Source organism: Nocardiopsis sp. CNS-639, from assembly GCF_000381685.1.
Lineage (GTDB): Bacteria > Actinomycetota > Actinomycetes > Streptosporangiales > Streptosporangiaceae > Nocardiopsis > Nocardiopsis dassonvillei.
The window spans coordinates 412,605-435,968 of record NZ_KB906857.1 but is presented as its reverse complement, the minus strand read 5'-3'; the positions used below and the strand labels follow the sequence as shown (position 1 = coordinate 435,968).

Here is a 23,364-nt window from a genome sequence, read left to right as displayed (position 1 = left end):
CGGCCTGGCGTGAACTCCGGTCCATGCTGGAGTACAAGTGCGCCTGGTACGGACGGGACCTGGTGGTGGTGGACCGGTTCTTTCCCTCCTCCAAGGCGTGTTCGACGCCCGGGTGCGCCTACGTGCATGCGTCGTTGCCGTTGCGTGTACGGGAGTGGACGTGCCCCAGTTGTGGGGTGGCCCATGATCGGGACGTGAACGCGGCGCTCAATCTCGAAGCCGCCGGGCTGGCGGTTGTTGCCTGTGGAGCTGGTGTGAGACCTCAACGGGAGTCCTCCCGGACGGGGCGACCGGCGGTGAAGCAGGAAGGCCACGGGGCGACCCGTGACGAGGCCTTGGCCTCGAACCACCGGTAGGTGGTTCCGGATTCTCCTGCCTTCAGGCAGGAGAGGAAGTCAAAGGCCGATTGTGTCCCATGCCGCACCCGCACGGGGAGCCGGACGGCGGCCCGACGCCCCCGTGAGGCGTGCGGTGCGGGAGGTGGCGGGCGGATGCGACCGGTATCGTTCGCTACGTGACTGACAGGCGACTGATGATGGTGCACGCGCACCCCGACGACGAGAGCATCGTCACCGGAGCCACCCTGGCCAAGTACGCGGCCGAGGGGGCCGGTGTGACCCTGGTGACCTGCACGCTGGGGGAGGAGGGCGAGGTCATCCCCGACGACCTCGCGCACCTGACCTCCGACCGCGAGGGCACCCTGGGCGAGCACCGGATCGGCGAGCTGGACAAGGCCTGTCTGGCGCTGGGCGTGCGCGACCACCGCTTCCTGGGCGGCCCCGGCCGCTACCGGGACTCGGGGATGATGGGCGCGCCGACCAACGAGCACCCCCGGGCGTTCTGGGGCGCGGACGTGGAGGAGGCCGCCACGCTCCTGGCGCAGGTCATCCGCGAGGTCCGCCCGCACGTGCTGGTCAGCTACGACGAGCACGGCGGCTACGGGCATCCCGACCACATCCAGGCGCACAGGGTCGCGCGTCGGGCCTTCCTCCGGGCGGGGGAGCGGGCCATGCCCGGCACGCCCTGGCAGGTCCGCAAGCTCTACGCGATCGCCCAGCCGGTCTCGCGCATCGAGGAGTCCATCGCGCGGCTGCGTGAGGAGTCCGGCTCCTTCACCCCGCCCGCCCGGGTGTCCGACATCGCCCGGGGCACCCCCGATGCGGCGGTGACCACCCGCGTGGACGCTACCGACCACTGGGCGGCCAAGGCGCTCGCGATGCGCGCCCACGCCACGCAGATCACGGTGGAGGGCGAGCGCTTCGCCCTGTCCAACGACATCGCCCAGGAGATCGACGCCGTGGAGTACTTCACCCTGCTGGTGGGGCCGACGCCGCGCATCCAGCACGGGGAGTACGAGACCGACCTGTTCGCGGGGCTGTGACCGCGACCGGTGGGAGCGAGCGTCTACCCTCGTCGCTGTGACCACCACACCTGAGACCGCAGTGCCCGCCGAGGGCAAGTCCTCCGCCGGGTTCCTGTCGCCGGTGCTGACCGGGACGACCCTCGTGGTCCTGCTGCTGCTCGGCGCCGCGGCGAGCATGCTCGGCACCACCGGCGCGGGCTGGCTGACCCGCTACTGGGGCGGGGGAGCGACGGTCCAGGCCGTGAGCGCGGTCGGACTGCTGGCCTTCCTGGTGCTGCTGTACGCCGCGTGCCGCCTGTGCGCGTGGGGCAGCCGCCGCACCTCCGGGGCGGCGGCCTTCGCGCTCGGCTACCTGGCCGCGCTGATCGGGATGATCGGCTACATGCCCGGCGGCGACATCGTGCTCACGAACCACATCATGCACAACGCGTACCTCTTCGGGGTGATGCTCGCGCTGGTGTTCGCCGTGATCCGCAGCTGGTCGTTCTCCCCGCCGCCCGGTTCCCCGAGGACCGGGGCAGCCGGAGCCGACGCGCCGTCCGCCGCCGGGGGCTACCGGCGGGCGCGGCCCTCCGCGAAGGCGCGTCCCTGGCGCGAGGGCTAGGGGCGCGGCCGCCGAAGGCGGAGGCCCGTGAGGCGTGCGCCTCACGGGCCCCCGCGGCTCCGGTCCCGGTCAGGCCCAGAACTGGAGGAGCAGCTCGCCGTAGAAGGCGATGCCGCGGAACACCGGGTTGGGCAGCACCAGGTCGAACAGGCCGTACACCGCGTTCACCAGCAGGTCGTTCAGGCCCGGGAACCACAGGACCGCGAACACGGCCACCGAGCCGAACAGCGCGTTGGCGCGGGCCGCGCCGACCCACTTCCCGCGCGTCCAGGCGGCCAGCACCTCGAAGCCGTCCAGGCCGGGGACGGGCAGCAGGTTGATCAGGGCGGCCGTCAGGTTCGCGAAGCACAGGAAGGCCATCGCCGAGATCGCCCAGTTGGTGGTGTCGTTGCCCGGGGGCACCAGAACGGACACGGTGACCGCGAACGCGGCGGCCACCAGGAGGCTGGCCAGCGGTCCGGCGAGTGCCACCAGGACGCGGCGGCCCCGGGACGGGATGCGGTCCCAGTCCACGTAGGTGGGCGGACCGGTCATGCCGAAGGCGCCCAGGCCCAGATAGGCCGAGGGCAGGACCAACCCGGCGAAGGCGTGCCGGTAGGCGAACGGGTTGAGCCGCAGGTAGGCGCTGCCGCGCAGGGAGCGGTCACCGGCCAGGTAGGCGGCGAGCGCGTGCGCGAACTCGTGCACGGCCAGGGAGACGATCCAGCAGAGCAGGATGAACAGCGGCGGGACCAGCGGGGTGACGCTGGTGCCCTCGGCGGCCCACTCCAGCTCCGCGGCGGTCCACGACAGCCAGCCCGCGAACCCCGCCAGACCCAGCAGCAGCACGAACACCGGGCTGGGCAGGAAGTCCGCCCAGCTGCCGGAGCGCGCGGCGTCGGGGCCGCCCCGGGATGCGGCGTCCCCGGAGGCGTCCGGGTCGGCGTCCCCGGAGGCGTCCGGACGCGCGGACGGGGTCTTGGCCTCCTCCGTCCCCGCGGCGTCCCGGGGACGGGCACCGGTGCCGGAGTCCCCGGCTCCGCCGGGGCCCCCGGTGTCCTCCCCCAGGTCCGGCCGGTTGAGGGCGTCCTCGGGCATCTGCTCCCACGGGTCGGCGACTGCCCCGCCGGCCTCGGGCACGTCGGTCGTCTCCGCCTTGCGCGGCGGCTCGGGCGCGGGCATGGTGCTCCTGCTGGTCTCGGATGGTTCGCGCTCCAGGTTAGGCCCTGGTCCGCACCCCTTCGCAGCGGGTGGCCGATGAGGGACGCGCCGGGAGACGGCCCACCGGTCGGACCACGCCACGGCCCGCCGGTCAGACCACGGCCCGGGGTGCCACCGCCGACTGGTGCAGGCAGGCGATCGCGAACGCCCGCCCCGGCGCGGTCAGCTCCCGGCGTCCGGCGCCGTCGTCGTCGGTGAGCAGGCCCAGGGTCTCCAGCAGCCAGCTCACCGCCATCACCAGCGCGCGCACCTGGTCCGAGGCGGCCTCCGCGGTGCGCCGGTGCGACGCGGCGTGCCTGCCCGAGGGCGCCGGGGGCTCCACCGGCACCCACCCCGACTCGGTCAGCGCCCTCTCGGCCGCCTCCACGTCCGACTCGCCGCGACGCGCGTGCGAACCGCTGCCCTGCGGGGTGCGCGCCAGCAGCATGCCCAGCAGCGTCTCCGCCGCGGCCTGGTCCAGGCCCCCGGTGCGGCACAGGGTCTCGGTGGCCGCCTGCCACAGCGCCTCGGGGTCCTCCCGCAGCTGGCGCCCGCGCCGCGTCAGGACCAGGCGGCGGCCCGACCGGCGCACCGCGCGCATGCCCCGCAGCGCCTGGTGCAGGGCGATGAGCTGGGTGGCGTCGGTCTCGCTGCGCGGCGGCTCGGGGGTGGTCCGCCACCCGAAGTCCTCGCACATCTGGCGCACCACGCCCGGCGAGATGTAGCCGATCTGGGTGAGCGCGATCCCCTCCGCGGCCAGGTCCAGCAGCCGCTGGAGCGGCGCCATCGCGGCCTCGGCCCCGCGCGGCACGTCGGCGCCCGCGATGATCTGGCCCACCAGCGGCCACAGGCGCTGGCGGTGCGGGTGCGCGGACGAGCTCAACCAGGCCCGCACCCGCTCCTCGCGGATCCGGTCCAGGTGGCTCAGCCCCCGGTTGTCCGGCTGGGTGAGGAAGGACCGGGCGAACCGCTCCTGGGCGGGCCGCCATCCGCGCTTGCCGGGGCGCACGTCGCCCAGGGTGATCGCCAACTCCAGCGCCGACGCGGTCTCGTCGCGGGCCAGGATCTCGGCGTCGCCGACCGCCGTCCCCCAGGTCAGCTCGGGCAGGTCCGGCGGCTCCACGCCCGACTCCCACATGAGCCGCTCGTACATCGCCAGGCCCGCGGCGTGGTCGCCTTCGTAGACGGTGAGCAGGGCCGCGGTCTCCGGCGCCGAGCAGATCTGCGCGTACCGGTGCAGTTGGAGGAGGGCGAAGAGGTTGCCCAGGGCGCGGACCGCGAACAGCCGGTCCTCGGCGCGGTCGTGGAAGCGGACCGGTAGCTCGAACCAGCAGAACCGCTGGACGGCGTGCTGGTTGAGCCTCTCGATCTCCTGCTCCGGAGCCAGTGTGTCCAGGGCCGACCGGGCCATGTCGGCCGCCCGCTCGTCCCGGCGTGCCAGCTCGGCGAGGGCGGACGCTACTGCTTCGCGCATGACGGGCGCTCACCACCTCCCCGCGTACCGGCGCCCGTTCCGCGTGGATGTGCCGCCGGGGGGCGCGATGCTTCGTTGTCGGTTCCTCGGCGGACTGGCTGGATCCGCTGCGGAACTGTGCGTTTTCTACCCCGCAGGGCCCGAAGAATGCCACTGTCCAGGCGCGACCTGCACGCCTCGCGACGCCCGCCGGGCGGACGCCTCCTCACTCCGTGGAACCCGGAACGCACGGGGTTCAGGGCGTTCGCGGCGGGTTTCCGCCGCGGCGGCGAGGGGGTACGGGGGGAACGACCCGGCTCGCGGCGATCGTCGGCTCGGCGACCTCCACCGCGGAGCCGTCACGGCGGCGCACGGTGAGGACACCGTCGTCCCAGGACTCCACGACACCGACGATATCGGTGAACCCGCCCTCGGGGAGGCGTATTCGTACGGAGACGCGCCGACCGATGTCGGCGGGAGTGATCCTGTGGACCAGACGTCCTCCCATGTGCAAGGAAATGCCCCCCGATTGTGCGCTGGGTGTTCTCCGCCGTCATACTAGGAGTACGACATCTGTGCCAATTGCTTGCAGAGCCCGGGAACAGGGGCGAGGGCGCCCGCACGCCGGTCCCGGCCCGGAGTCTGCGAAGATCCCCGCCTCCCCCGTGGGACGCGGGGGTGAGACAAGGAGTACGACGTGACCTACGTCATCGCGCAGCCCTGTGTTGATGTACTGGACAAGGCGTGCATTGACGAGTGCCCCGTGGACTGCATCTACGAGGGTGACCGCATGCTCTATATCCACCCGGACGAGTGCGTTGACTGCGGTGCGTGTGAGCCTGTCTGCCCGGTGGAGGCCATCTACTACGAGGACGACCTCCCCGAGCAGTGGTCCGACTTCTACAAGGCCAACGTCGACTTCTTCGACGACCTGGGCTCCCCGGGCGGCGCCTCCAAGGTCGGCAAGATCGACCGCGACCACCCGCTCGTGGCCAAGCTGCCGCCGCAGGCCGAGTAGCCCGGCGGCGCGCCGGGCGGGTTCCGGCGCTCCCGAGCCGGGGAGGACGCCCGCGGCACCCCTATGGCGCAGAGGGTGCGCGGGCCCGACCGGCCCGGCGTGGACGACGTGTCGCGCCGACCCCCGTGGCGGGGGTCGGCGCGATTCCTGTGTGACCTGCGGCCCCGTGTGGCCCCGTGTGACCTGTGGCAAAGACCCGACCTGGATGGAGTAAGTGCGATGGCCGAGCGGCGACCCGTGGCGAAGCGGCTCCCGACCTTCCCGTGGGACCGGCTGGCGCCGTACAAGCGCAGGGCCGCCGAGCACCCCGGCGGCATCGTCGACCTGTCCGTCGGCACCCCCGTGGACCCGGTGCCCGCCCTGCTGCGCAAGGCCCTCGCCGACGCCGCCGACGCGCCCGGCTACCCCCAGACCTGGGGCACGCCCGCGCTGCGCGCCTCCGTCGCGGGCTGGCTGGAGCGCCGCCACGGCGTGCGCGTCGCGGAGGGCGCCGTCCTGCCCACCGTGGGCTCCAAGGAGCTCGTGGCCTGGCTGCCCACGCTCCTGGGCCTCGGCGCGGGCGACACGGTCGTCCACCCCGAGCTGGCCTACCCCACCTACGACATCGGCGCGCGCGTGGCCGGGGCCACCCCGGTGGCCTCCGACGGCCTGACCTCCCTCGGCCCCGCCCCCGTCGGACTGGTGTGGGTGAACTCGCCGAGCAACCCGACCGGCCGGGTCCTGGGCACCGCGCACCTGCGCAAGGTGGTGGAGTGGGCCCGCGAGCGCGGCGCGATCGTGGCCTCCGACGAGTGCTACCTCGACCTGGGCTGGGACGGCGCCGAACCGGTGTCCATCCTGCACCCGGACGTGTGCGGCGGCTCCCACGACAACCTGCTGGCCGTGCACTCGCTGTCCAAGCGCTCCAACCTGGCCGGGTACCGCGCGGCCTTCGTCACCGGGGACCCCGCGCTGGTCGAGGAGCTGCTGGCGGTGCGCAAGCACGCCGGGATGATCGTCCCCGCGCCCGTCCAGGCGGCCATGGGCGCCGCCCTGGACGACGACGCGCACGCCACCGAGCAGAAGGAGCGCTACCGGTCCCGCCGTGCCAGGCTGCGCGAGGCCCTGGAGGGCGCGGGCTGGCGCATCGAGCACTCCGACGCCGGGCTGTACCTGTGGGCCAGCCACCCCGACCACGACGCCTGGGGTGCGGTGGCCCACCTGGCCGAACGCGGCGTGCTGGTCGCTCCCGGGGACTTCTACGGCCCGGCGGGCGCCGGGCACGTGCGCGTGGCGTTCACCGCCACCGACGAGCGGGTCGAGGCCGCGGCCGAGCGCCTGGCCTGAGCCGGGGCCGCCGTCCGGGCGGCCCCGCCGGTCGTCCACAGGCAGACGGAGGCGGTGGCCGCCGAGTGCCGGGGTGTGGTCCCCTTGTCGTATCGGGGGCCCACCCGTCCCGGTGCCATGCGGCGTGCCCGCCTGCCCGCCCGGGCCGCCGGGCGTCCGGGCGACCGGGCGACCGGCACGCGGGACCGTGCCGCGGCCCACCACCCGAGCCAGTCCGCCACTCGAACCGGTCCACCATCCGAGCCGGTCCACCACCCGAGCCGGTCCGCGGCCGGCCCGGATCACTCCAGGACCAGGCCGCCCCCGGTGTCGCCCCCGTCGGCCGCCGCCCAGTCCTCGGAGTCGCCGGTGCCGTCCGAGGCCCGCCACCGCTGCCCGTCGTAGGACACCGACGTCAGCCCGTACTCCTCGGCGTGGGCCACCGCCCACAGGGCCATCGCCCAGCCCAGGTCACCGGTCCGCGGCTCCTCGTCCCCGTCCAGAGGCAGGTCCGCCGGGGCGGTGCCGAACACCCGCTCCATCTCCTCCAGGGCGGCGTCCGCGTCCGCCTCGCCCGACCGCAGGTCCGCCAGCCCCTCGGCGCCGTACCAGCACGTCAGCCCGGCCCCCTGCGCGCCGGTGAAGACCTCGGCCATCCGCGTGGACAGGCGCTCGTGCTGGTCGTAGGCGTAGCCGTCGGCGCTGCGCTGCACCGCCTGGGCCGCCTCGTAGACCGGGATGGACTCCCAGCCCTCCACCTCCACCAGCTCCTCGTAGAACGAGCTGCTGGCGTACACCGGGTCCAGGATCTGCTCCGGGTCGCCCCACTCCTGCGAGGGCCGCTGCTGGAACAGTCCCAGGGAGTCCCGGTCGCCGTACTCCACGTTGTAGAACGCCGACTCCTGCCACACCGTCGCGAAGGCGATCGTCACGGCCTCCGGGGGCAGGTCCTGGCCGAACGCCACGCCTCCCACCGTGGCCGCGCTCGCGGCCTGGGCGTTCTCCATCGAGTACCGGCCGTCGGCCATCGTCAGACGGCAGCCGGGTTCGGGCGGGGGAGTGGTGTCGATCGGCTCGAACGTGGTCAGCACGTAGTAGGCCCCGGCGACGAGCGAGCCGCAGACGAGGACCAGGGAGAGCAGGATCTTGACGAAGGCGGAGAGCCTCCGGCGCTTACTGGGCACGGGCGAACCAAGGGTCGGCGACAGGTGGGCGCTCCGCACCGGCAGGGGGCGACGCGCGGGGGCGCACGCGGCGCCACGGCCGCATTGTAGCCGCCGCCGGGGCGGGCGTCGGGTCGCGCGCGAAGGTGACGGCCGCCTCGGGGAGGGGGTGCCCCCGCACCCGGAGCGAGCGGCTAACGTGTGTGCACATGACCAGCTCGTACTCCAGCCCGCTGCCCGACCGCATCGACGAACTCTGGGAGAGCCGCGCCGAGCTCACGCCCGGTCACACCGAGGCCCGTGAGACCATCATCGGCGCGATCGACCAGATCGACGAGGGCAAGGCCCGCGTGGCCTTCGTCGACCCCTCCACCGACGAGGTCGTCGTCGACGAGCGCGCCAAGCGCTCCATCCTCCTCGGCTTCAAGGTCCTGGAGATGAAGGAGTCGCACGTCGGCGACTTCTACCACCACGACCGCATGCCGCTCAAGACCCGCTTCGACGGCGTCCGCGTCGTCGCCGGGGCGATCGCCCGCTGGGGCTCCTACCTCGCCCCCGGTGTCGTCCTGATGCCGTCCTTCACCAACATCGGCGCCCACGTCGGTTCCGGCACGATGGTCGACACCTGGGCCACGGTCGGCTCCTGCGCCCAGGTCGGCGAGAACGTCCACCTGTCCGGCGGCGTCGGCGTCGGCGGCGTCCTCGAACCGCCGCAGGCCTCCCCGGTGGTCATCGAGGACGACGCCTTCCTCGGCTCCCGCAGCATGGTCGTCGAGGGCGCCCGCGTGCGCAAGGGCGCCAAGCTCGGCGCGGGCACCATCCTCACCTCCTCCACCCGCGTGTTCGACGCCGAGACCGGCGAGGAGCTGCCGCGCGGCGAGGCCCCGGCCTGGTCGGTGTGCGTCACCGCCAACCGCGCCAAGAGCTTCCCCGGCGGCGACTTCGGCATGCCGGTGCTGCTCGTGCTCAGGCGCCTGAAGGAGGGCGAGGAGCACGACAAGCTCGCGCTCAACGACCTGCTCCGCGAGCACGGCGTCAACGCCTGACCCGTCCGCATCCGACCGGGGCGCCCTTCCGCACGGGGAGGGCGCCCCGTCGTGTTCCACGGTGATTTCTGGTCGCACCCCCAGTTACCTCAAACTAGGGGTGCAACTACTCCGGAGCGGGGGTGCGCACCCCCGGCCCAACGGCTTCCCAACCTCACCGAAACGGGGCGACACATGCTTGACCTGACCTCGGACGCCGCGGCCCTGACCGCCGCCCTCGTGGACATCCGATCCGAGAGCGGCGACGAGAAGGTCCTCGCCGACGCGGTCGAGGGCGCCCTGTCGGCCCTGCCCCACCTGCGCGTCAGCCGCGACGGCGACGCCGTCGTCACCCGCACCGACCTGGGCCGTCCCCGCCGCGTCGTCATCGCCGGGCACATCGACACCGTCCCCATCGTGGACAACGTGCCCTCCCGCGTCGTCGGCGACCGCCTCTACGGGTGCGGCACCTCGGACATGAAGGCCGGTGTCGCCGTCCAGCTCAGGCTGGCCGCCCTGGTCGCCGAGCCGGTGCACGACGTCACCTACGTCTTCTACGACAACGAGGAGGTCGACGCCTCCCGCAACGGCCTGCTCCGCCTGGCACGCAACCACCCCGAGTGGCTGGCGGGGGACTTCGCGGTCCTCATGGAGCCCACCGACGGCGTCATCGAGGGCGGCTGCCAGGGCACCATGCGCGTGGAGGTCACCACCCGGGGCAAGCGCGCCCACAGCGCCCGCTCCTGGATGGGCGTGAACGCCATCCACGGCGCCGGAGCCGTCCTGGACGTCCTGCGCGCCTACACCCCGCGCGAACCCGAGGTGGAGGGGCTGCGCTTCCACGAGGGCCTCAACGCCGTGGCCATCGAGGGCGGGGTCGCGGGCAACGTCATCCCCGACGAGTGCGTGGTCCGGGTCAACTACCGCTTCGCCCCCGACCTGTCCGTCGCCGACGCCGAGGCGCACCTGCGCGAGGTCTTCGACGGGTTCGAGGTCGCCGTGGTCGACGCCGCCGCCCCCGCCCGGCCCGGGCTGGACGAGCCCTCGGCCGCGGCGTTCGTCACCGCGGTGGGGGAGGGCAGCGCCCGCGCCAAGCTCGGCTGGACCGACGTCTCCCGCTTCTCCGAGCTGGGCGTGCCCGCCGTCAACTACGGCCCCGGCGACCCGACGCTCGCCCACACCAAGGACGAGTACGCCGAGATCCCCCGCATCCACGAGGCCGAGGAGCGCATGGTCGCCTGGTTGTCGGGCGCCCGCTGAGCCCCCGCCGAGCCCCGGCCGACGGGTTCCTGACCAGTCCCGACACCGGCCGGGGCGGCGAAAAGGCCGTTTGCGGCCACCTGTGTGAAACGTGTGGTTCAGGTGTGAGCCGGTTCCACGCGGATAGCTTTACGTCATGACGGAAGAAGAAGAGACCGTACGACGCGCAGGGCCCCTCACCTACCGGGGCGACTCCATCCCCAACACCACCACCGACCAGCGCCTCCTCGACCAGCGGGGCCCCACGGACTGGGTGCACACCGACCCGTGGCGGGTGCTGCGCATCCAGTCGGAGTTCGTGGAGGGCTTCGGTCTGCTCTCGGAGCTGCCCTCGGCGGTGAGCGTGTTCGGCTCGGCCCGCCTGCGCCCCGGCAACCGCTACTACGACATAGGCGTCCAGATGGGCGCCAAGCTGGCGGAGGCCGGGTACGCCACCATCACCGGCGGCGGTCCGGGGATGATGGAGGCGGTCAACAAGGGCGCCCAGCAGGCGGGCGGGCTGTCGGTCGGGCTCGGCATCGAGCTGCCGTTCGAGCAGTCGCTCAACGACTACGTCGACATCGGGGTGACCTTCCGGTACTTCTTCGTCCGCAAGACGATGTTCGTGAAGTACTCCCAGGCGTTCGTGGTCCTGCCCGGGGGCTTCGGCACCCTGGACGAGCTGTTCGAGGCGGCCACCCTCGTGCAGACCAACAAGGTCACCCGCTTCCCGATCGTGCTGGTCGGCACCGAGTTCTGGGGCGGGATGCGGGACTGGATCCGCTCCAGCCTGCTGGAGAACCAGCTCATCAAGTCGCACGACATGGAGCTGGTCCAGGTGACCGACGACCTCGACGAGGTGGTCGACATCATCCGCAAGTCGCACCTGGACATCAGCCGCCAGCACGTGCAGTCGGAGGAGCAGCCCGGCCCGGAGCAGTAGGGGGACGACGGGCCGCGACCCCGGGGCGGCGGCGGGACGACGAGGGAACGGCGCACGGCGTACGGGCCGTGCGCCGTTCCGGCGCGGGCGGCGCGGCGGGTACGGGGCCCCGGCCGAGCGCGACGCCCGTACCCGACCCGGGCGGCGTGTGGCACGATCGTGTCCGTGCCTGTTCTCATCATGGTCCTCGTCGCCGCCGCCGCGCTCGCCGTCCTCGTGGGCGTCGTCTACATCGTGCTGGGCAAGGGCGGCCAGCTCGCCCGCTTCGAGGCCGACCACCCCCCGCTCGCCCTGCCCGAAGACCGGCCCGTCAAGGCGTTCGACCTGGGCCGCCTGATGCTGCCCCTGGCCATGTGGGGCTACCACGTGCGCGCCGTGGACGAACTGCTGCTGCGCCTCACCGCCACGCTGCGCGAGCGCGAGGAGCGCATCGAGGACCTGGAGTGGCGCCTGTCGCGCCTGGACCCGTCCTACGTTCCGGAGGGCACCGGCCCGATCCCCGGGGCGCACCTGCCCGGCGACGCCTACGCCCCCGAGCAGGGCGCGCGCGGCCCCGCCGCGGTCGGGAGCACCGCGGTCGCGGGTTTCGGGAGCGGTGCCTTCAGGCCCGGGGGCGCGACCGGACCGGGGGACTCCGCCGCCCGGGGTTCCGCGTCCGCCGGTGCCACGGGGACCACCGCGCCCATGGGTGTCACGGGGGCCACCGCGCCCACCGAGGTCATCGAGGGCGCCGAGGCCGAGGACACCCCGAAGGCCGCGGACGAGCGGGAGACCGGGGAGGACGCGGAGGGCTCCGCGCGCTCGGAGGGTCCCAGGGACCCCGGGTTCCCACGGAGCCCCGAGCCCGCCGGGGGTTCCGCATCCGACCGGCACCCCGGATCCGCCGGGAGTTCCGAGCCCGCCCCGGGCTCCGGGGGAGCGGAGGGCTCCGACGAGGTTGGGGCGCCCGGGGACCCGACGTCCGCCGGGACCGGGGAGCGCCCCGAGGCGGCGGAAGGTTCCGGGGCCGCGGACGCCTCCGACGCCTCGCCCTCGCGCGGCGACGAGCGCTGACCCCGCACCCAAAGCTGTGGCGCGGGACACGTTTGGCGGTGCCGTCCTGACCTGGCGTTCGTCTCCTTCTATGTCGTGCATCACAGCCCCCGCGCGGTTATCGGGCGAAACCTGTGGGTTCGGGTGCTCTATCCTCGGTCGCTGTATCCGCGTTCCCCCCGCTCCGCCGGAGCGGGTGCATCACCGTTGAGGATGGCGAGGATGGACACAGCAGCCGAACTGGAGTCGGGAGCCGACGACCGGCGCGAAGGGCCCGCTTCCTCCGTGACAGCCGCCTCCCCCGTGCAGCTGTCCCTGTGGCCGCCGCCCAGGTCGACCCGGCACAGCGGCAGGCGCCGCCGCCAGTTCACCGTTCTGGGCGCGGCCGCGCTGGCCGTCCTCCTGGTCGGCGGAGGGGCCACCGCGTGGGCCCTGCTGGCCGACGGCGAAGAGACCGCGCAGGAGGCCGTCGCCCCGGCGGAGGAGTTCGTCGGAGCCTGGGCGGGCGAGATGGTCCAGGTGAACACCGAGGGCCAGCACGTCGCCGACTGGCACGCCGAGGTGCGGATCGAGGAGGGCGCCGAGCGCGGCAGCACCGCCTGGACGACCTTCACCTGCTCGGGGACGCTCGTGCTGTCCGCGGGCGACAACGACCGGCGCGTCTACGCCTACACCGAGACCGCCGACCCAGAGGACCGCTGCGTCGACGAGGCCGAGCTGACCCTGGCGCCCGCCGCGGACGGCGGCCTGAGGGCGGAGTGGTCCTCGGTCACCGACGAGGGCACCCGGATGACGTCGACGGGTCCCCTGAGCTGATCCGGTCGTCCGTATCGCCGCCCGCCCCGGGTGCCGGTTCGACCGCCTGGAGGCGGTGCCGTTCCGGATCCGCCCGACCGCGGCCCCCGGGAGCCGGGTTCCCTGTGGGGACGAAAGTCCAGGTCGGAGATGTTGTTCAGGTGACGCCGGACTGTCGGGTCCGGCCCACCGCCCCCGGGCGGGGCTGACGCGGATCCCCGTGCGCTCACCGGGTTTCGGCCAGTACCGATATAACCTTACTGACCGACGTTTCCTCGTTGGTGGAAACCGCCGGAGGCGGCCCGGCCGCCGACCGGCGCACACACGGGGGCCAACCTCCGAGATAATGGTCGGAGAGTGATTCACGTCCCTCAAGCCACACGGGCGGGAGTCACGCGGAACCGGCCTACGGCTCCGGAGCCGAGACGGGCCAAGCGGATCGGCGCCGGTGCTGTGGGTCGGCCCCGGTCACCCGCGAGGAAACACCTAGAAAGGGGAATGGCATGGCGGCGATGAAGCCGAGGACCAGCGACGGGCCGATGGAGGTCACCAAGGAGGGTCGCGGCATCATCATGCGGGTCCCGCTGGAGGGGGGCGGACGCCTGGTCGTCGAGCTGACGCCGGCCGAGGCGACCGAGCTCCGGGACGCGCTCAAGGGTGTCGTCGGCTAGGTCCGGCACCACGTTCTTCCCTCCCCCACCCGGGCCGGAACGCCCGACGGCCCCCCGAGGTCGTAGACCCCCATGACAGCGAACGATTGTGAGCGGCCTGTGCCATTCGCCACGGAGATCCAGCCCCGTTCGGGGAGCCTCGCCGAATCCACCGCGGACCTGCTGGTCCTTCCCGTCCTCTCGGGAGACGGCGGACCCGCGGAGGTCGAAGGGGTCGCCGAGGGCGGCCTGACACAGGTGCTTCCGGCTCCGCTCAGCGATCTGTTCGCGCACTACTCGCTCACCGGGAAACCCGGTGAGCTGGCCCAGTTCCCGGTGCCCCGGGACCAGGGGCTGGTACGGCTGGCCCTTCTGGGGGTCGGTTCGGGTTCCCCCGACGACCTCCGGAAGGCCGGCGCAGCCCTGTCCCGGGCCGCCCGGGGAAGAGAGCGGGCCGCCCTGGCCTGGCCGGGTGTCGGCGGCGACGCCGCCACGGCCTTCGCCGAGGGTGCCCTCCTGGCCTCCTACACCTTCAGCCTCAAGACCGCCGAACCCCCGGCGGACAAGCGCCCCGCCCCGGTGGTCGAGGTGGTGGACCCGGGCGCCGGGGACCTCGCCGACGCGCTGGAGCGCGGCACCCGGCTGGCCGCGGCCACCGCCCTGGCCCGCGACCTCATCAACACCCCGTCCATGACCAAGGACCCCGCGTGGATGGCCGCGCGCGCCAGCGAGGTCGCCGCGGACTCCGGCCTCCAGGTGCGGGTCTGGGACGAGGCGGAGCTGGAGCGCGACGGCTTCGGCGCGATCCTCGCCGTCGGCCGGGGCTCCTCGCGCCCCTCCCGGCTGGTGCAGCTCTCCTACACCCCCGAGAACCCCACCGCGCACGTGGTGCTGGTCGGCAAGGGCATCACCTTCGACACCGGCGGCCTCTCGCTCAAGCCCAACGACAACATGTCGCTGATGAAGACCGACATGAGCGGCTCGGCGGTCGTGCTCGCCGTGCTGTCCGCGCTGTCGGCCGTGGGCGCCTCGGTGCGGGTGACCGGTCTGCTGGCCCTGGCCGAGAACGCCTTCGGCGGCGACGCCACACGCATCGGCGACGTGCTCACCACCTACGGCGGTACGACCGTCGAGGTGCTCAACTCCGACGCCGAGGGCCGCCTGGTCCTGGCCGACGCCATGGGTTACGCGGTCGCCGAGCTGGCCCCGGACGTGCTCGTGGACGTGGCCACGCTCACCGGCGCGGCCAAGGTCGCGCTCGGTACGGGCATGGGCGCCCTGTACAGCACCGACGACGCGCTGGCCGCCGAGATCGAGACCGCGGGCCGGGCCTCCGGCGAGCCGCTGTGGCGGATGCCGCTGACCGAGGAGTACGTCGAGACCACCGAGTCCCGCGTGGCGGACCTGGCCAACATCGGCACCCGCCGCGAGTTCGGCCCGGCCGGCGCCACCGACGCGGCCCTGTTCCTGCGCGAGTTCACCGGCGGCGTGCCCTGGGCCCACCTGGACATCGCCGGTCCCGGCCGGTCGACCAAGGAGAGCGGCCTGCTCAGCAAGGGCGGCACCGCCTTCGCCACGCGCACGCTGCTGCGCTGGCTCGCCGAGCGCTAGGCAGCGTTTCTTCGGACCTGCGCTCCGCTCCGTCCCACCCGTCGCCCGCCACCACCCCCAACGGACGCCTGCGGCGCGGTCCCGCTCGTGTCCGGGCGCCCTTCGGCGCGGGAGCCTTCGGCGCCCGCGGCCCCTCCGGAATCGCGTGGGCGCCCGGACCAACCCCCATAGCTGAGGCCGGTTCAGAGAACAGGACCCGTCCGGGCCGGGCTAACCCGGCAGTACGCGCTGGAACTCGTGCATGCGCTCCACCGGGCGAAAGCCCAGGCGCAGGTTGACCCGGCGCATGGGGGCGTTGTCCGGGGCGTTCCAGGTGCGGATCTGGACCCGCTCGGGGAACTCCGCGGCCAGCACCTCCAGGTTGCGCAGCTTCAGCGCCGAGCCCAGGCGGTTGCCCCGGTGCTCGGGCGCCACCAGGGTGTCCTCCTGGTAGGCGGCGCCCTCCCCCTCGGGCAGGGCGATCTCGCTGTACCCGGCCAGGCCGCCGGCGGCGGCCCTGGCCGCGCAGACCAGCGTGCGGTACCGCTGGGCGCGGCGGCGCTCCTCCTGGTCACGCACGCGCGCGGGGTCCCAGAGCCCCCGCTCGAAGGCCGCCTCCCCGAGCGGGACGTCGGCCTGCATCCGCGTGCGCAGCCGCGCGTAGTCGGCCAGCAGCTCCTCCGGGCACGTGTCCGTCCAGGTCAGCAGCTCGTAACGGGACCCGAGGGCGAGCACGTCGGCGCCGACCTCCTCGCGGACCCGAGCGGCCAACGGAAGTCCCAGGACGTAGTAGTCCTCCTCGTGGACCGGCGCGAACCCGCGCGCGAGCGCGAAGCGGACGCCGGGCCAGTCCTCGAAGGACCGGTCCGAGGGCAGCTGGACCTCGCCCAGCGCGGTCGTGCGCCCCTCCTCGGCCAGGACGCGCTCCGCGTGCTCCCACAGGCGGGTTCCGTGGCCGCGGCGCCGCGTCGCGACGGGCACGTTGACGTCGACCTCGGCCAGGTGCAGGTTGTCCCGGTCCCCGAACTCCAGCAGGAGCGCGCCCGCCACCCCGCCGTCCTCCCCGTGGGCCGCGTAGGCCAGGGCCCGCCGTTCGCCCCCGCGTCCGCGGAGCACCGCGCGCAGGGAGTCCGGGTGGGGGAGCGGGACCACCCCGGGGTCGCGGTCGGCGAGCGAGGCCGCCCGCACGGCCGCGTACCAGGAGTCGAAGGCGGCCGGGTCGGTGCTGTCGACGCGGCTGATCACCGTCGGCCGGGTTCCTGGTGGATGGCGGCCAGCAGGCCCTCGCCCACCGGCATCAGCATGGGGATGAACTCCTCCCCCTCCCGCACGCGGCGGATCACCTCGCGCACGGCGGTCTCGCGGGGGTCGGGCACGCGCAGCGGCCCGTCCGGCTCGCTGGAGGCCACCATGGCGCCGTTGAACACCGCCATCCCGCCCCGGCGCAGCAGACGCAGCGCCTCGTCCATGTACAGGGGGTAGGACACCGCGTCGGCGTCCACGAACACCAGGTCGTACCCGCCGTCGGTCAGCCTCGGCAGCACGTCCAGGGCCGTCCCGCGGATCAGCCGGGCCCGTCCGGGGCCGAAACCGGCGCGGGAGTACGCCGAGCGCGCGTAGTCCTGGTAGGCGGCGTTGGTGTCCACCGTGGTCAGGATCCCGTCCGAGGCCATCCCCCGCAGCAGCCAGATCCCCGACACCCCGCACCCGGTGCCGATCTCCACCACGGAGCGGGCGCCGATGGAGGCGGCCAGGAAGCGCAGGGCCGTGCCCGTCGCCGCGTCCACCGGCGGGGCCGACGACCGGCTGCCCGCCTCGTAGGCGTCCGCCAGGGGCTCGTCCTCCATGGCGTCCTGCTCGAACCGGGACTGCTCGGCGCGGACCCAGGTGATCCGGGCCGCGGTCTCCTCCGGGCTGGCGATAACGGCCTCCCACAGCGTTCACGTGTCTGGTGGGGCTCTGACCAGCGGGTGGTCACCCACCGTAGAATGTCGGTCGCGGCCAGGTCATGTCCCTGGCAAAAGACTAGCCTGAACCGGACCGAACTCCGAGCGTTGTGGCGGGAACTTAATCCACGTCCCCGGGCGTTGAAACGGGATGAACGTACGTTGATCGCCACGAAGCAAACTCCCCCCGACCAACCTGGCGGCGAATCGACGGGATGAAGGGAGCAGCGGTGCCAGAGTCCGGCCCTGCCGTGGAATTCGAGGCATGGGAACCCCCGAGCTGGGACGAGGTCGTGCGGACCCACTCCCCGCGCGTGTACCGGCTCGCCTACCGGCTGACCGGCAACAAGCACGACGCCGAGGACCTCACGCAGGAGGTCTTCATCCGGGTCTTCCGCTCGCTGGCCAACTACACCCCCGGCACCTTCGAGGGGTGGCTGCACCGCATCACCACCAACCTCTTCCTCGACATGGCCCGCCGCCGGGCCCGCATCCGCTTCGAGGGCCTGGCCGAGAACGCCGACGAGCGCCTGGAGGGCCGCGAGCCCTCCCCCGCGCAGCGCTACGACGACCGGCACTTCGACGCCGACATCCAGTCCGCCCTGGACGCGCTGCCCGCCGAGTTCCGCGCCCCGGTCGTCCTGTGCGACATCGAGGGGCTCTCCTACGAGGAGATCGCGGCGACGCTCGACGTCAAGCTCGGCACCGTCCGCAGCCGGATCCACCGGGGCCGGGCCCAGCTGCGCCGGGCCCTGGAGCACCGGCGGTCCCTGGCCGCCGACAACGAGGCGCGCAGCGGCGGAAACGTCATCAACGGGGAGGCGGAGTGAGTATGGACCACCTCGGAGAGCGGCTCTCCGCGCTCGTCGACGGCGAGCTCGGCCCGGCCGACCACGAGAGCGCCCTCATCCACCTGGCCAAGTGCGAGTCGTGCCGCTTCGAGGCCGACATGATGCGCCGCCTCAAGCGCCGCCTGCACGGCCTGTGCGAGCCCGAGCCCGACATGGACTTCATGGGACGGCTCACCAGCCTGTCCCGCGACCACGGACCCTCGGACCGGGGCCCCTCCGGCCCCTCCGTCGGCGGAACCGGCTTCGGCAGCAGTCCGCCCCTGGGCTCCTCGCGTCCCCTGGGCGGCTTCCCCGGCGGCGCCCTGGCCGCCGCGCCCCCGACCGCGGGGGGCACTCCGCCCGCCGCGGGCGGCCCGGCCCCCTCACGGCCGGAGCGCGCCGCCGCGCCCGGGCGCCGCCGCCGCGGCGACCGCCTCGCGCACCTGTTTCCGGCCTTCCCCGGCGGCCGCTACGCCGTCGCGGGCTTCGCCGTGGCCACGGCCCTGCTCGGCAGCGCGTTCGTGGCCGGGGGTGAGGCCGAGGAGACGCCCGTGGTCGAGCCCCGCCTGGCCGACTACGCGGTCGAGCACGCGTTGACCAGCCGCAACATCCCGGTGGTCGACGCGCGGCCCACCGCCGCCGAAGCCCCCCACGGCCCCACCGAAACCACCCGGTGAGCGCGGAGGAACCCTCCTCCGCGCGCTCCGCCCCGGCCACGATCCTCGTCGTGGCACTGCTGTGCGCTCTGCTGCTCACGGCCGCCGCGCACCCCCATCCCACCGCCGTCCCGGCCGAGGGAGAGGACGACGGGATGTCGGTGCTGCACCGCGCCGCCGCAGCGGAGGACGAGGTCGCCTACTCGGCCGTGCGCGAGGTCACCGGACCGGAGGACACGGAGGACGGACAGTCCGCCGAGGGCCGGACGCTGCGCGTGCGCGTGGTGAGCAGGCCCGGCGACGGCATCGCCCTGGCCCCCGTCGGAGACGAGGAGTCCGCCCTGGTGGTGGACGCCTCCTCGGCCCTGGAGTCGCTGGACGACCGCCTGCTCAGCATGCTCGGCGACACCTACGCCGTCTCGGACGCGGGCCCCGCCCGCCTGGACGGCCGGGAGGCCCGCCTGGTGGAGGCCAGGCACGCCGACGGCACCGTCGCCGGGCGGTTCTGGGTGGACACCGCCACCGGCCTGCTCCTGGGCCGGACCGTCTACGGCACCGGCGGCGAGCACGCGATCGGCTTCCGCCTCACCGGGCTCGAACTGGGGGAGGAGGACTGGCCGGAGGAGGCGCTGGGCGACTCCCCCTGGAGCGACACCCTCACCCGAACCGAGCGCGCGGACCTGCGCGCGGAGGAGTGGCCCCTCCCCGAGTACCTGGCCTGGAACCTGCGGCTGGTCGACGCCCGGTCCACCGAGCACGGCGGACACCGCGTCGTGCACGCCGTCTACTCGGACGGTCTGTCCCAGGTGTCGGTTTTCACCCAACGTGGGAAGCTGGACAGCAAGCATTCCCCCACAGAACCGAACGGATACGCCGGAACCGGGACGGGGGGAAGCGGCGTCACACCACAACACGGCACGATCTTCGGCGGTGACGCGGGCCAGTACCAGAGCATGTGGCAGGCGAACGGCTTCGTCTACACGGTGCTCGCGGACGCCCCCGCGGGGCTGGCCTCGTCCGCCGTGTCCGCGCTGCCCGGGCCGGGTTCGGGTTTCTGGGTCCGCGTGCACCGCGGTCTGTCCCGGCTGGGGTTCCTCTAGGACCCCGGCCGGTCCCGTGCCGTCCCACAGCCGAGCGACTTACGGAGCAGGTCTTGAGCGAGGAAAACGGCCGCCCGGAACACGGGGGAGAGCCCGGCCGGGCGACCCCGCCGGGCGGTGGAACACCCCCTGAGCGCGCCGCGCCCGGTCCGGCGAACGCGCCGGACCGGGCGCCCGCGGAGCGCCCCCGGTGGCCCGCCCGGGCCGCCGGAAGGCCGCCGACACCCTCCCGGAACGCCTCCGCGGACCAGGGCGACCCCGCGCCCCCGCGCCACCCCGGGCCGATCCCGCAGCCCGGACAGGGAGCCCCCGGAGCGCAGGCCGCCCCCACCCCGCCTCCCGGCAGTGGAGACCCCATGAACCTTGTCCCCGGGCCGGGCGAGCAGCCCGGCGCCCCCCGATCCGACCAGGCCTCCGCCCACCCCGTGGGCGGAGGGTTCCCCGGTTCCGCCAACCCCTCCGGTCCCGCCGTCTACGGCGCTTCCGCCGCCAACCCCGGCTCCGGTGATCCCTCGGGCCCCACCGCCCACACCAGCTTCGCCAACCCCTCCGGTCCCGGCCACCCGGGTATCGGCGGTCCCTCCGGTCCTGCCAATCCCATGCACCCTGGCGCCCCCTCAGGCTCCGGAAACCCCATGAACCCCGGTGCTCCTTCGGCTCCCGGGCAGCACACCGGCCACACCGGCCACACCGGTCAGTCTGCCGCCCACGGCGGCTACGCGGCGGCCTTCCAGGCGGGGCACGCCGCCCCCGGTCCGGGCGCTCCGCCCCCCGGTGTCCCCGGACCCCACACGACCGGCCACCACAGCGCCCCGCAGCCCCCCTCGCCCAAGCGGCCCCGGCGCGGCGTCCCGGTGTGGATGGCGCTGTCGGGCATGCTCGTCGTCGCGCTCATCGCCGGAGGCGCCGGCGGTGTCGCGGGCAACCTCCTCGACGGCTCCTCCACTGACGAGGCCGCGCAGGAGGAGGGCCCGGTCATGAACGAGCCGCCGCCCGAGGCCCCCCGGCGCGACCCCGACACCATCGCCGGCGTGGCCCAGCGGGTCAGCCCGAGCGTGGTGTTCATCCACAGCGCCGATCCCACCATCCCCAGCAGCGGCTCCGGGTTCGTCATCGACGGGAACTACGTGGTGACCAACGACCACGTCTCCGCCGGTCTGGAGGCGGACGGCATCGTCGTGGAGTACAGCGACGGCAGCCTCTCCAGCGCCTCCGTGGTCGGCTCCGACCCCAGCTCCGACCTCGCGGTGCTGTCGCTGGACGACCCGATCGACGTCGAGCCGCTCCAGTTCGGCGACTCCGAGCAGGTCATCGTCGGTGACGAGGTGATCGCCATCGGCGCGCCCCTGGGCCTGTCCGGAACCGTCACGCAGGGCATCATCAGCGCCGTCAACCGCCCGGTCAGCTCAGGCGAGGGCGAGAACGCCAGCCGCTTCTACGCGCTCCAGACCGACGCCGCCATCAACCCGGGCAACTCCGGCGGCCCGCTGGTGGACCTGGAGGGCCGGGTCATCGGGGTCAACTCGATGATCGTCACCATGAGCTCCATGGGGGAGCCCACGGGCAACATCGGCCTGGGCTTCGCGATCCCGTCGGTGGAGGCCGAACGCGTCGTGAACCGCCTCGTCGAGTACGGCGAGACCAGCTACGCCGACATCGGGGCCGAGATCGACCTGGACAGCCCGGTCGCGGGCGCGGTCATCGCCGACGGCGGGGGCGCGGTGGAGAGCGGCGGCCCGGCCGACGAGGCGGGGCTGGAGCCGGGCGACGTCATCCTCTCCCTGGACGGGCGCCCGGTGAACTCGGGCCAGGAGCTGCTCGCCATGCTGCGCAGCCGCAGCCCGGGCGACGAGGTCGAGGTCGAGTACGACCGCGACGGCCGACGCGAGACCGTCACGGTCACGCTGGGCTCGTCGGACTGACCGGCACGACCGCCCCGGACACACGCGAGGCCCCCGAGCACGGAGCTCGGGGGCCTCGTCGCCGTTCGGGGCCGCGCCCCGAACACGGGCCGCGGCGAAGAGCCGGGCCCGGGGAGGCACCGCCTAGCGGCCCGCCGGGGAGATGCCCAGCTGCATACCGGCCAGTCCGCGGGGCTTGCCGACCAGGGTCTCGGCGATCGAGGCGATCACCTTGCTGGCCTCGGCCTCGGGCTCGGTCAGCACCAGGGGCTTGCCCTCGTCGCCGCCCTCGCGCAGACGGGTGTCCAGCGGCACCTGGCCCAGCAGCGGGATGTCGGTGCCCAGCGTCCGGGTGAGGGCGTCGGCGACCGTGCGCCCGCCGCCCTCGCCGAACAGGTGGATCGGCTCCCCGCCGTCCGGCGGCAGGTAGTACGACATGTTCTCGATCACGCCGGCGATCCGCTGGTGGGTCTGGGCGGTGATGGCACCCGCGCGCTCGGCGACCTCGGCGGCGGCCTGCTGCGGGGTGGTCACCACGAGCAGCTCGGCGTTGGGCAGCAGCTGTGCGGTGGAGATGGCGATGTCGCCGGTGCCCGGGGGCAGGTCCATCAGCAGCACGTCCAGGTCGCCCCAGAACACGTCCGACAGGAACTGCTGGAGGGCGCGGTGCAGCATCGGGCCCCGCCACACCACCGGCTGGTTGCCCTGCGTGAACATGCCGACCGAGATGACCTTGATGTCATGCGCGGTGGGCGGCAGGATCATGTCCTCGACCTTGGTCGGGAAGTCCGACGCACCGAGCATGCGGGGCACCGAGTGGCCGTAGATGTCGGCGTCCACGACGCCGACCTTGTGGCCCTGGGCGGCCATGGCCGCGGCCAGGTTCACGGTGACGGAGGACTTGCCGACACCGCCCTTGCCGGAGGCGACGGCGAAGACGCGGGTGAGCGAGTTCGGCTTGGCGAAGGGGATCTCCTTCTCCGCCTGGCCGCCGCGCAGCTTGGTCTGGAGTTCCTTGCGCTGCTCGTCGCTCATCACGTCGAGCTCGACGCGCACGGAGGTGACCCCGGCGACCTTGGTCACCGCGGCGGTCACGTCCTTCTCGATACGGCCCTTCATCGGGCATCCGGCCACCGTGAGGTAGACGCCGACGCTCACGGCACCGTCGTCGGCGACGTCGACGCTCTTGACCATGCCGAGATCGGTGATGGGGCGGTGGATCTCCGGGTCTTGCACCGTGGCCAGGGCTTTGTGCACCTGCTCGGTGGATGGTGTGGAGGACATGTGCTCAATCGTAGGTCAGCGGGACGGGACGGCGGCCTGCCGGATCGCTCCCGCGGGCCACCTCGTTCAACGAGGGCGCCGCGCCGTGCATTCCGCGTCCCCGCGGACCCGTGCCGCGCGCCGCCGCCGAGGCGGCCCACCGAGGGCACCGCGGAAGGGGCCGGGGAGAAAGGTGTGAGGGATGTCGCGGAGGGGAGGGGAGCGGAGAGGGCGTCGTCCGGCGCCGTGCGCACCACCCTGTGCGTGCCGTGACCAGGCGATAACGGCGTGGCCTTAACGCTGGCAATA

At 73.7% G+C, this 23,364-nt stretch carries 22 protein-coding genes and 1 pseudogene; 16 read left to right on the top strand and 7 right to left on the bottom strand.

Going from position 1 to position 23,364, the window contains the following annotated elements; all coding sequences use genetic code 11:
* The 3 genes from G011_RS31040 to G011_RS0109345 form a co-directional block, all read left to right on the top strand.
* On the top strand, positions 1-356 hold a 356-nt coding region (locus tag G011_RS31040; protein ID WP_155979738.1), incomplete at its 5' end, for a zinc ribbon domain-containing protein.
* Positions 357-514: 158 nt separating this feature from the next.
* Positions 515-1,381: an N-acetyl-1-D-myo-inositol-2-amino-2-deoxy-alpha-D-glucopyranoside deacetylase gene (mshB, locus tag G011_RS0109350; RefSeq protein WP_196808499.1), complete on the top strand. Its 867-nt coding sequence runs from the start codon at positions 515-517 to the stop codon at positions 1,379-1,381.
* 37 nt (positions 1,382-1,418) lie between these two features.
* Positions 1,419-1,967: a hypothetical protein gene (locus G011_RS0109345; RefSeq protein ID WP_231391409.1), complete on the top strand. Its 549-nt coding sequence runs from the start codon at positions 1,419-1,421 to the stop codon at positions 1,965-1,967.
* 69 nt (positions 1,968-2,036) lie between these two features.
* Here the strand turns inward: G011_RS0109345 and G011_RS0109340 are convergent, their stop codons facing one another.
* The 3 genes from G011_RS0109340 to G011_RS31035 all read right to left on the bottom strand — a co-directional run bounded on the left by G011_RS0109340 (position 2,037) and on the right by G011_RS31035 (position 5,113).
* Positions 2,037-3,128 (bottom strand): site-2 protease family protein, encoded by a 1,092-nt coding sequence (locus G011_RS0109340; RefSeq protein WP_019608226.1) that lies wholly within the window; start codon positions 3,126-3,128, stop codon positions 2,037-2,039.
* A gap of 130 nt (positions 3,129-3,258) precedes the next feature.
* The gene (locus G011_RS0109335) at positions 3,259-4,620 is read right to left on the bottom strand and encodes a hypothetical protein (protein ID WP_019608225.1); all 1,362 of its coding nucleotides are present in this window, start codon (positions 4,618-4,620) and stop codon (positions 3,259-3,261) included.
* Between the two features lie 235 nt (positions 4,621-4,855).
* Positions 4,856-5,113, bottom strand: coding sequence for a hypothetical protein (locus tag G011_RS31035; protein WP_081642944.1), 258 nt, complete (start codon positions 5,111-5,113; stop codon positions 4,856-4,858).
* A 183-nt stretch (positions 5,114-5,296) separates the two neighbouring features.
* On the opposite strand from G011_RS31035, the gene fdxA reads away from it, so the two are divergent.
* Complete coding sequence (gene fdxA, locus G011_RS0109330) at positions 5,297-5,617, top strand: ferredoxin (protein WP_013154907.1); 321 nt, start codon at positions 5,297-5,299, stop codon at positions 5,615-5,617.
* 219 nt (positions 5,618-5,836) lie between these two features.
* The gene (gene dapC, locus G011_RS0109325; protein ID WP_013154906.1) at positions 5,837-6,943 is read left to right on the top strand and encodes a succinyldiaminopimelate transaminase; all 1,107 of its coding nucleotides are present in this window, start codon (positions 5,837-5,839) and stop codon (positions 6,941-6,943) included.
* Between the two features lie 281 nt (positions 6,944-7,224).
* On the opposite strand, the gene G011_RS0109320 is transcribed toward dapC, so the two are convergent.
* Entirely contained in the window at positions 7,225-8,106 is an 882-nt protein-coding gene (locus G011_RS0109320) for a hypothetical protein (protein ID WP_019608224.1), read from the bottom strand.
* Positions 8,107-8,294: 188 nt separating this feature from the next.
* Between G011_RS0109320 and G011_RS0109315 the strand changes: the two genes are divergently transcribed.
* From G011_RS0109315 to G011_RS0109285, 7 genes and pseudogenes are all read left to right on the top strand, one after another.
* Positions 8,295-9,131: a 2,3,4,5-tetrahydropyridine-2,6-dicarboxylate N-succinyltransferase gene (locus G011_RS0109315; protein ID WP_013154904.1), complete on the top strand. Its 837-nt coding sequence runs from the start codon at positions 8,295-8,297 to the stop codon at positions 9,129-9,131.
* 174 nt (positions 9,132-9,305) lie between these two features.
* On the top strand, positions 9,306-10,370 hold the full coding sequence (dapE, locus tag G011_RS0109310) for a succinyl-diaminopimelate desuccinylase (protein WP_019608223.1): 1,065 nt from the start codon (positions 9,306-9,308) through the stop codon (positions 10,368-10,370).
* Between the two features lie 136 nt (positions 10,371-10,506).
* On the top strand, positions 10,507-11,292 hold the full coding sequence (locus tag G011_RS0109305; protein WP_019608222.1) for a TIGR00730 family Rossman fold protein: 786 nt from the start codon (positions 10,507-10,509) through the stop codon (positions 11,290-11,292).
* Positions 11,293-11,457: 165 nt separating this feature from the next.
* Positions 11,458-11,814 (top strand): annotated as a pseudogene (locus G011_RS29640) (hypothetical protein); the annotation flags it as partial.
* A gap of 732 nt (positions 11,815-12,546) precedes the next feature.
* On the top strand, positions 12,547-13,140 hold the full coding sequence (locus G011_RS0109295; protein WP_019608221.1) for a hypothetical protein: 594 nt from the start codon (positions 12,547-12,549) through the stop codon (positions 13,138-13,140).
* Between the two features lie 482 nt (positions 13,141-13,622).
* Positions 13,623-13,790: a DUF3117 domain-containing protein gene (locus tag G011_RS30735; protein WP_013154899.1), complete on the top strand. Its 168-nt coding sequence runs from the start codon at positions 13,623-13,625 to the stop codon at positions 13,788-13,790.
* 99 nt (positions 13,791-13,889) lie between these two features.
* On the top strand, positions 13,890-15,380 hold the full coding sequence (locus G011_RS0109285; protein ID WP_019608220.1) for a leucyl aminopeptidase: 1,491 nt from the start codon (positions 13,890-13,892) through the stop codon (positions 15,378-15,380).
* A gap of 210 nt (positions 15,381-15,590) precedes the next feature.
* Here the strand turns inward: G011_RS0109285 and G011_RS0109280 are convergent, their stop codons facing one another.
* Both G011_RS0109280 and G011_RS0109275 read right to left on the bottom strand, forming a co-directional pair.
* Positions 15,591-16,604: a GNAT family N-acetyltransferase gene (locus tag G011_RS0109280; RefSeq protein ID WP_019608219.1), complete on the bottom strand. Its 1,014-nt coding sequence runs from the start codon at positions 16,602-16,604 to the stop codon at positions 15,591-15,593.
* Entirely contained in the window at positions 16,601-17,206 is a 606-nt protein-coding gene (locus G011_RS0109275) for an O-methyltransferase (protein ID WP_019608218.1), read from the bottom strand. The genes G011_RS0109280 and G011_RS0109275 overlap by 4 nt, the downstream gene beginning before the upstream one ends.
* Positions 17,207-17,520: 314 nt before the next feature.
* On the opposite strand from G011_RS0109275, the gene sigE reads away from it, so the two are divergent.
* From sigE to G011_RS0109255, 4 genes are all read left to right on the top strand, one after another.
* On the top strand, positions 17,521-18,135 hold the full coding sequence (gene sigE / locus G011_RS0109270; RefSeq protein ID WP_165435966.1) for an RNA polymerase sigma factor SigE: 615 nt from the start codon (positions 17,521-17,523) through the stop codon (positions 18,133-18,135).
* Positions 18,136-18,137: 2 nt separating this feature from the next.
* A complete protein-coding gene (locus G011_RS0109265) occupies positions 18,138-18,812 on the top strand; it encodes an anti-sigma factor (protein WP_019608216.1) in 675 nt (224 codons plus the stop codon).
* Positions 18,809-19,891 carry a hypothetical protein gene (locus G011_RS0109260; RefSeq protein ID WP_019608215.1) on the top strand — a complete coding sequence of 361 codons (1,083 nt, stop codon included), beginning with the start codon at positions 18,809-18,811 and terminating at the stop codon, positions 19,889-19,891. Before G011_RS0109265 ends, G011_RS0109260 begins: the two co-directional genes overlap by 4 nt.
* 860 nt (positions 19,892-20,751) lie before the next feature.
* Positions 20,752-21,813, top strand: a complete 1,062-nt coding sequence (locus G011_RS0109255) for a S1C family serine protease (protein ID WP_036552427.1) — start codon at positions 20,752-20,754, stop codon at positions 21,811-21,813.
* A 123-nt stretch (positions 21,814-21,936) separates the two neighbouring features.
* Here G011_RS0109255 and G011_RS0109250 read toward each other — a convergent pair whose 3' ends face one another.
* Positions 21,937-23,076: an Mrp/NBP35 family ATP-binding protein gene (locus G011_RS0109250; protein ID WP_013154891.1), complete on the bottom strand. Its 1,140-nt coding sequence runs from the start codon at positions 23,074-23,076 to the stop codon at positions 21,937-21,939.
* Positions 23,077-23,364: the final 288 nt, after the last annotated feature.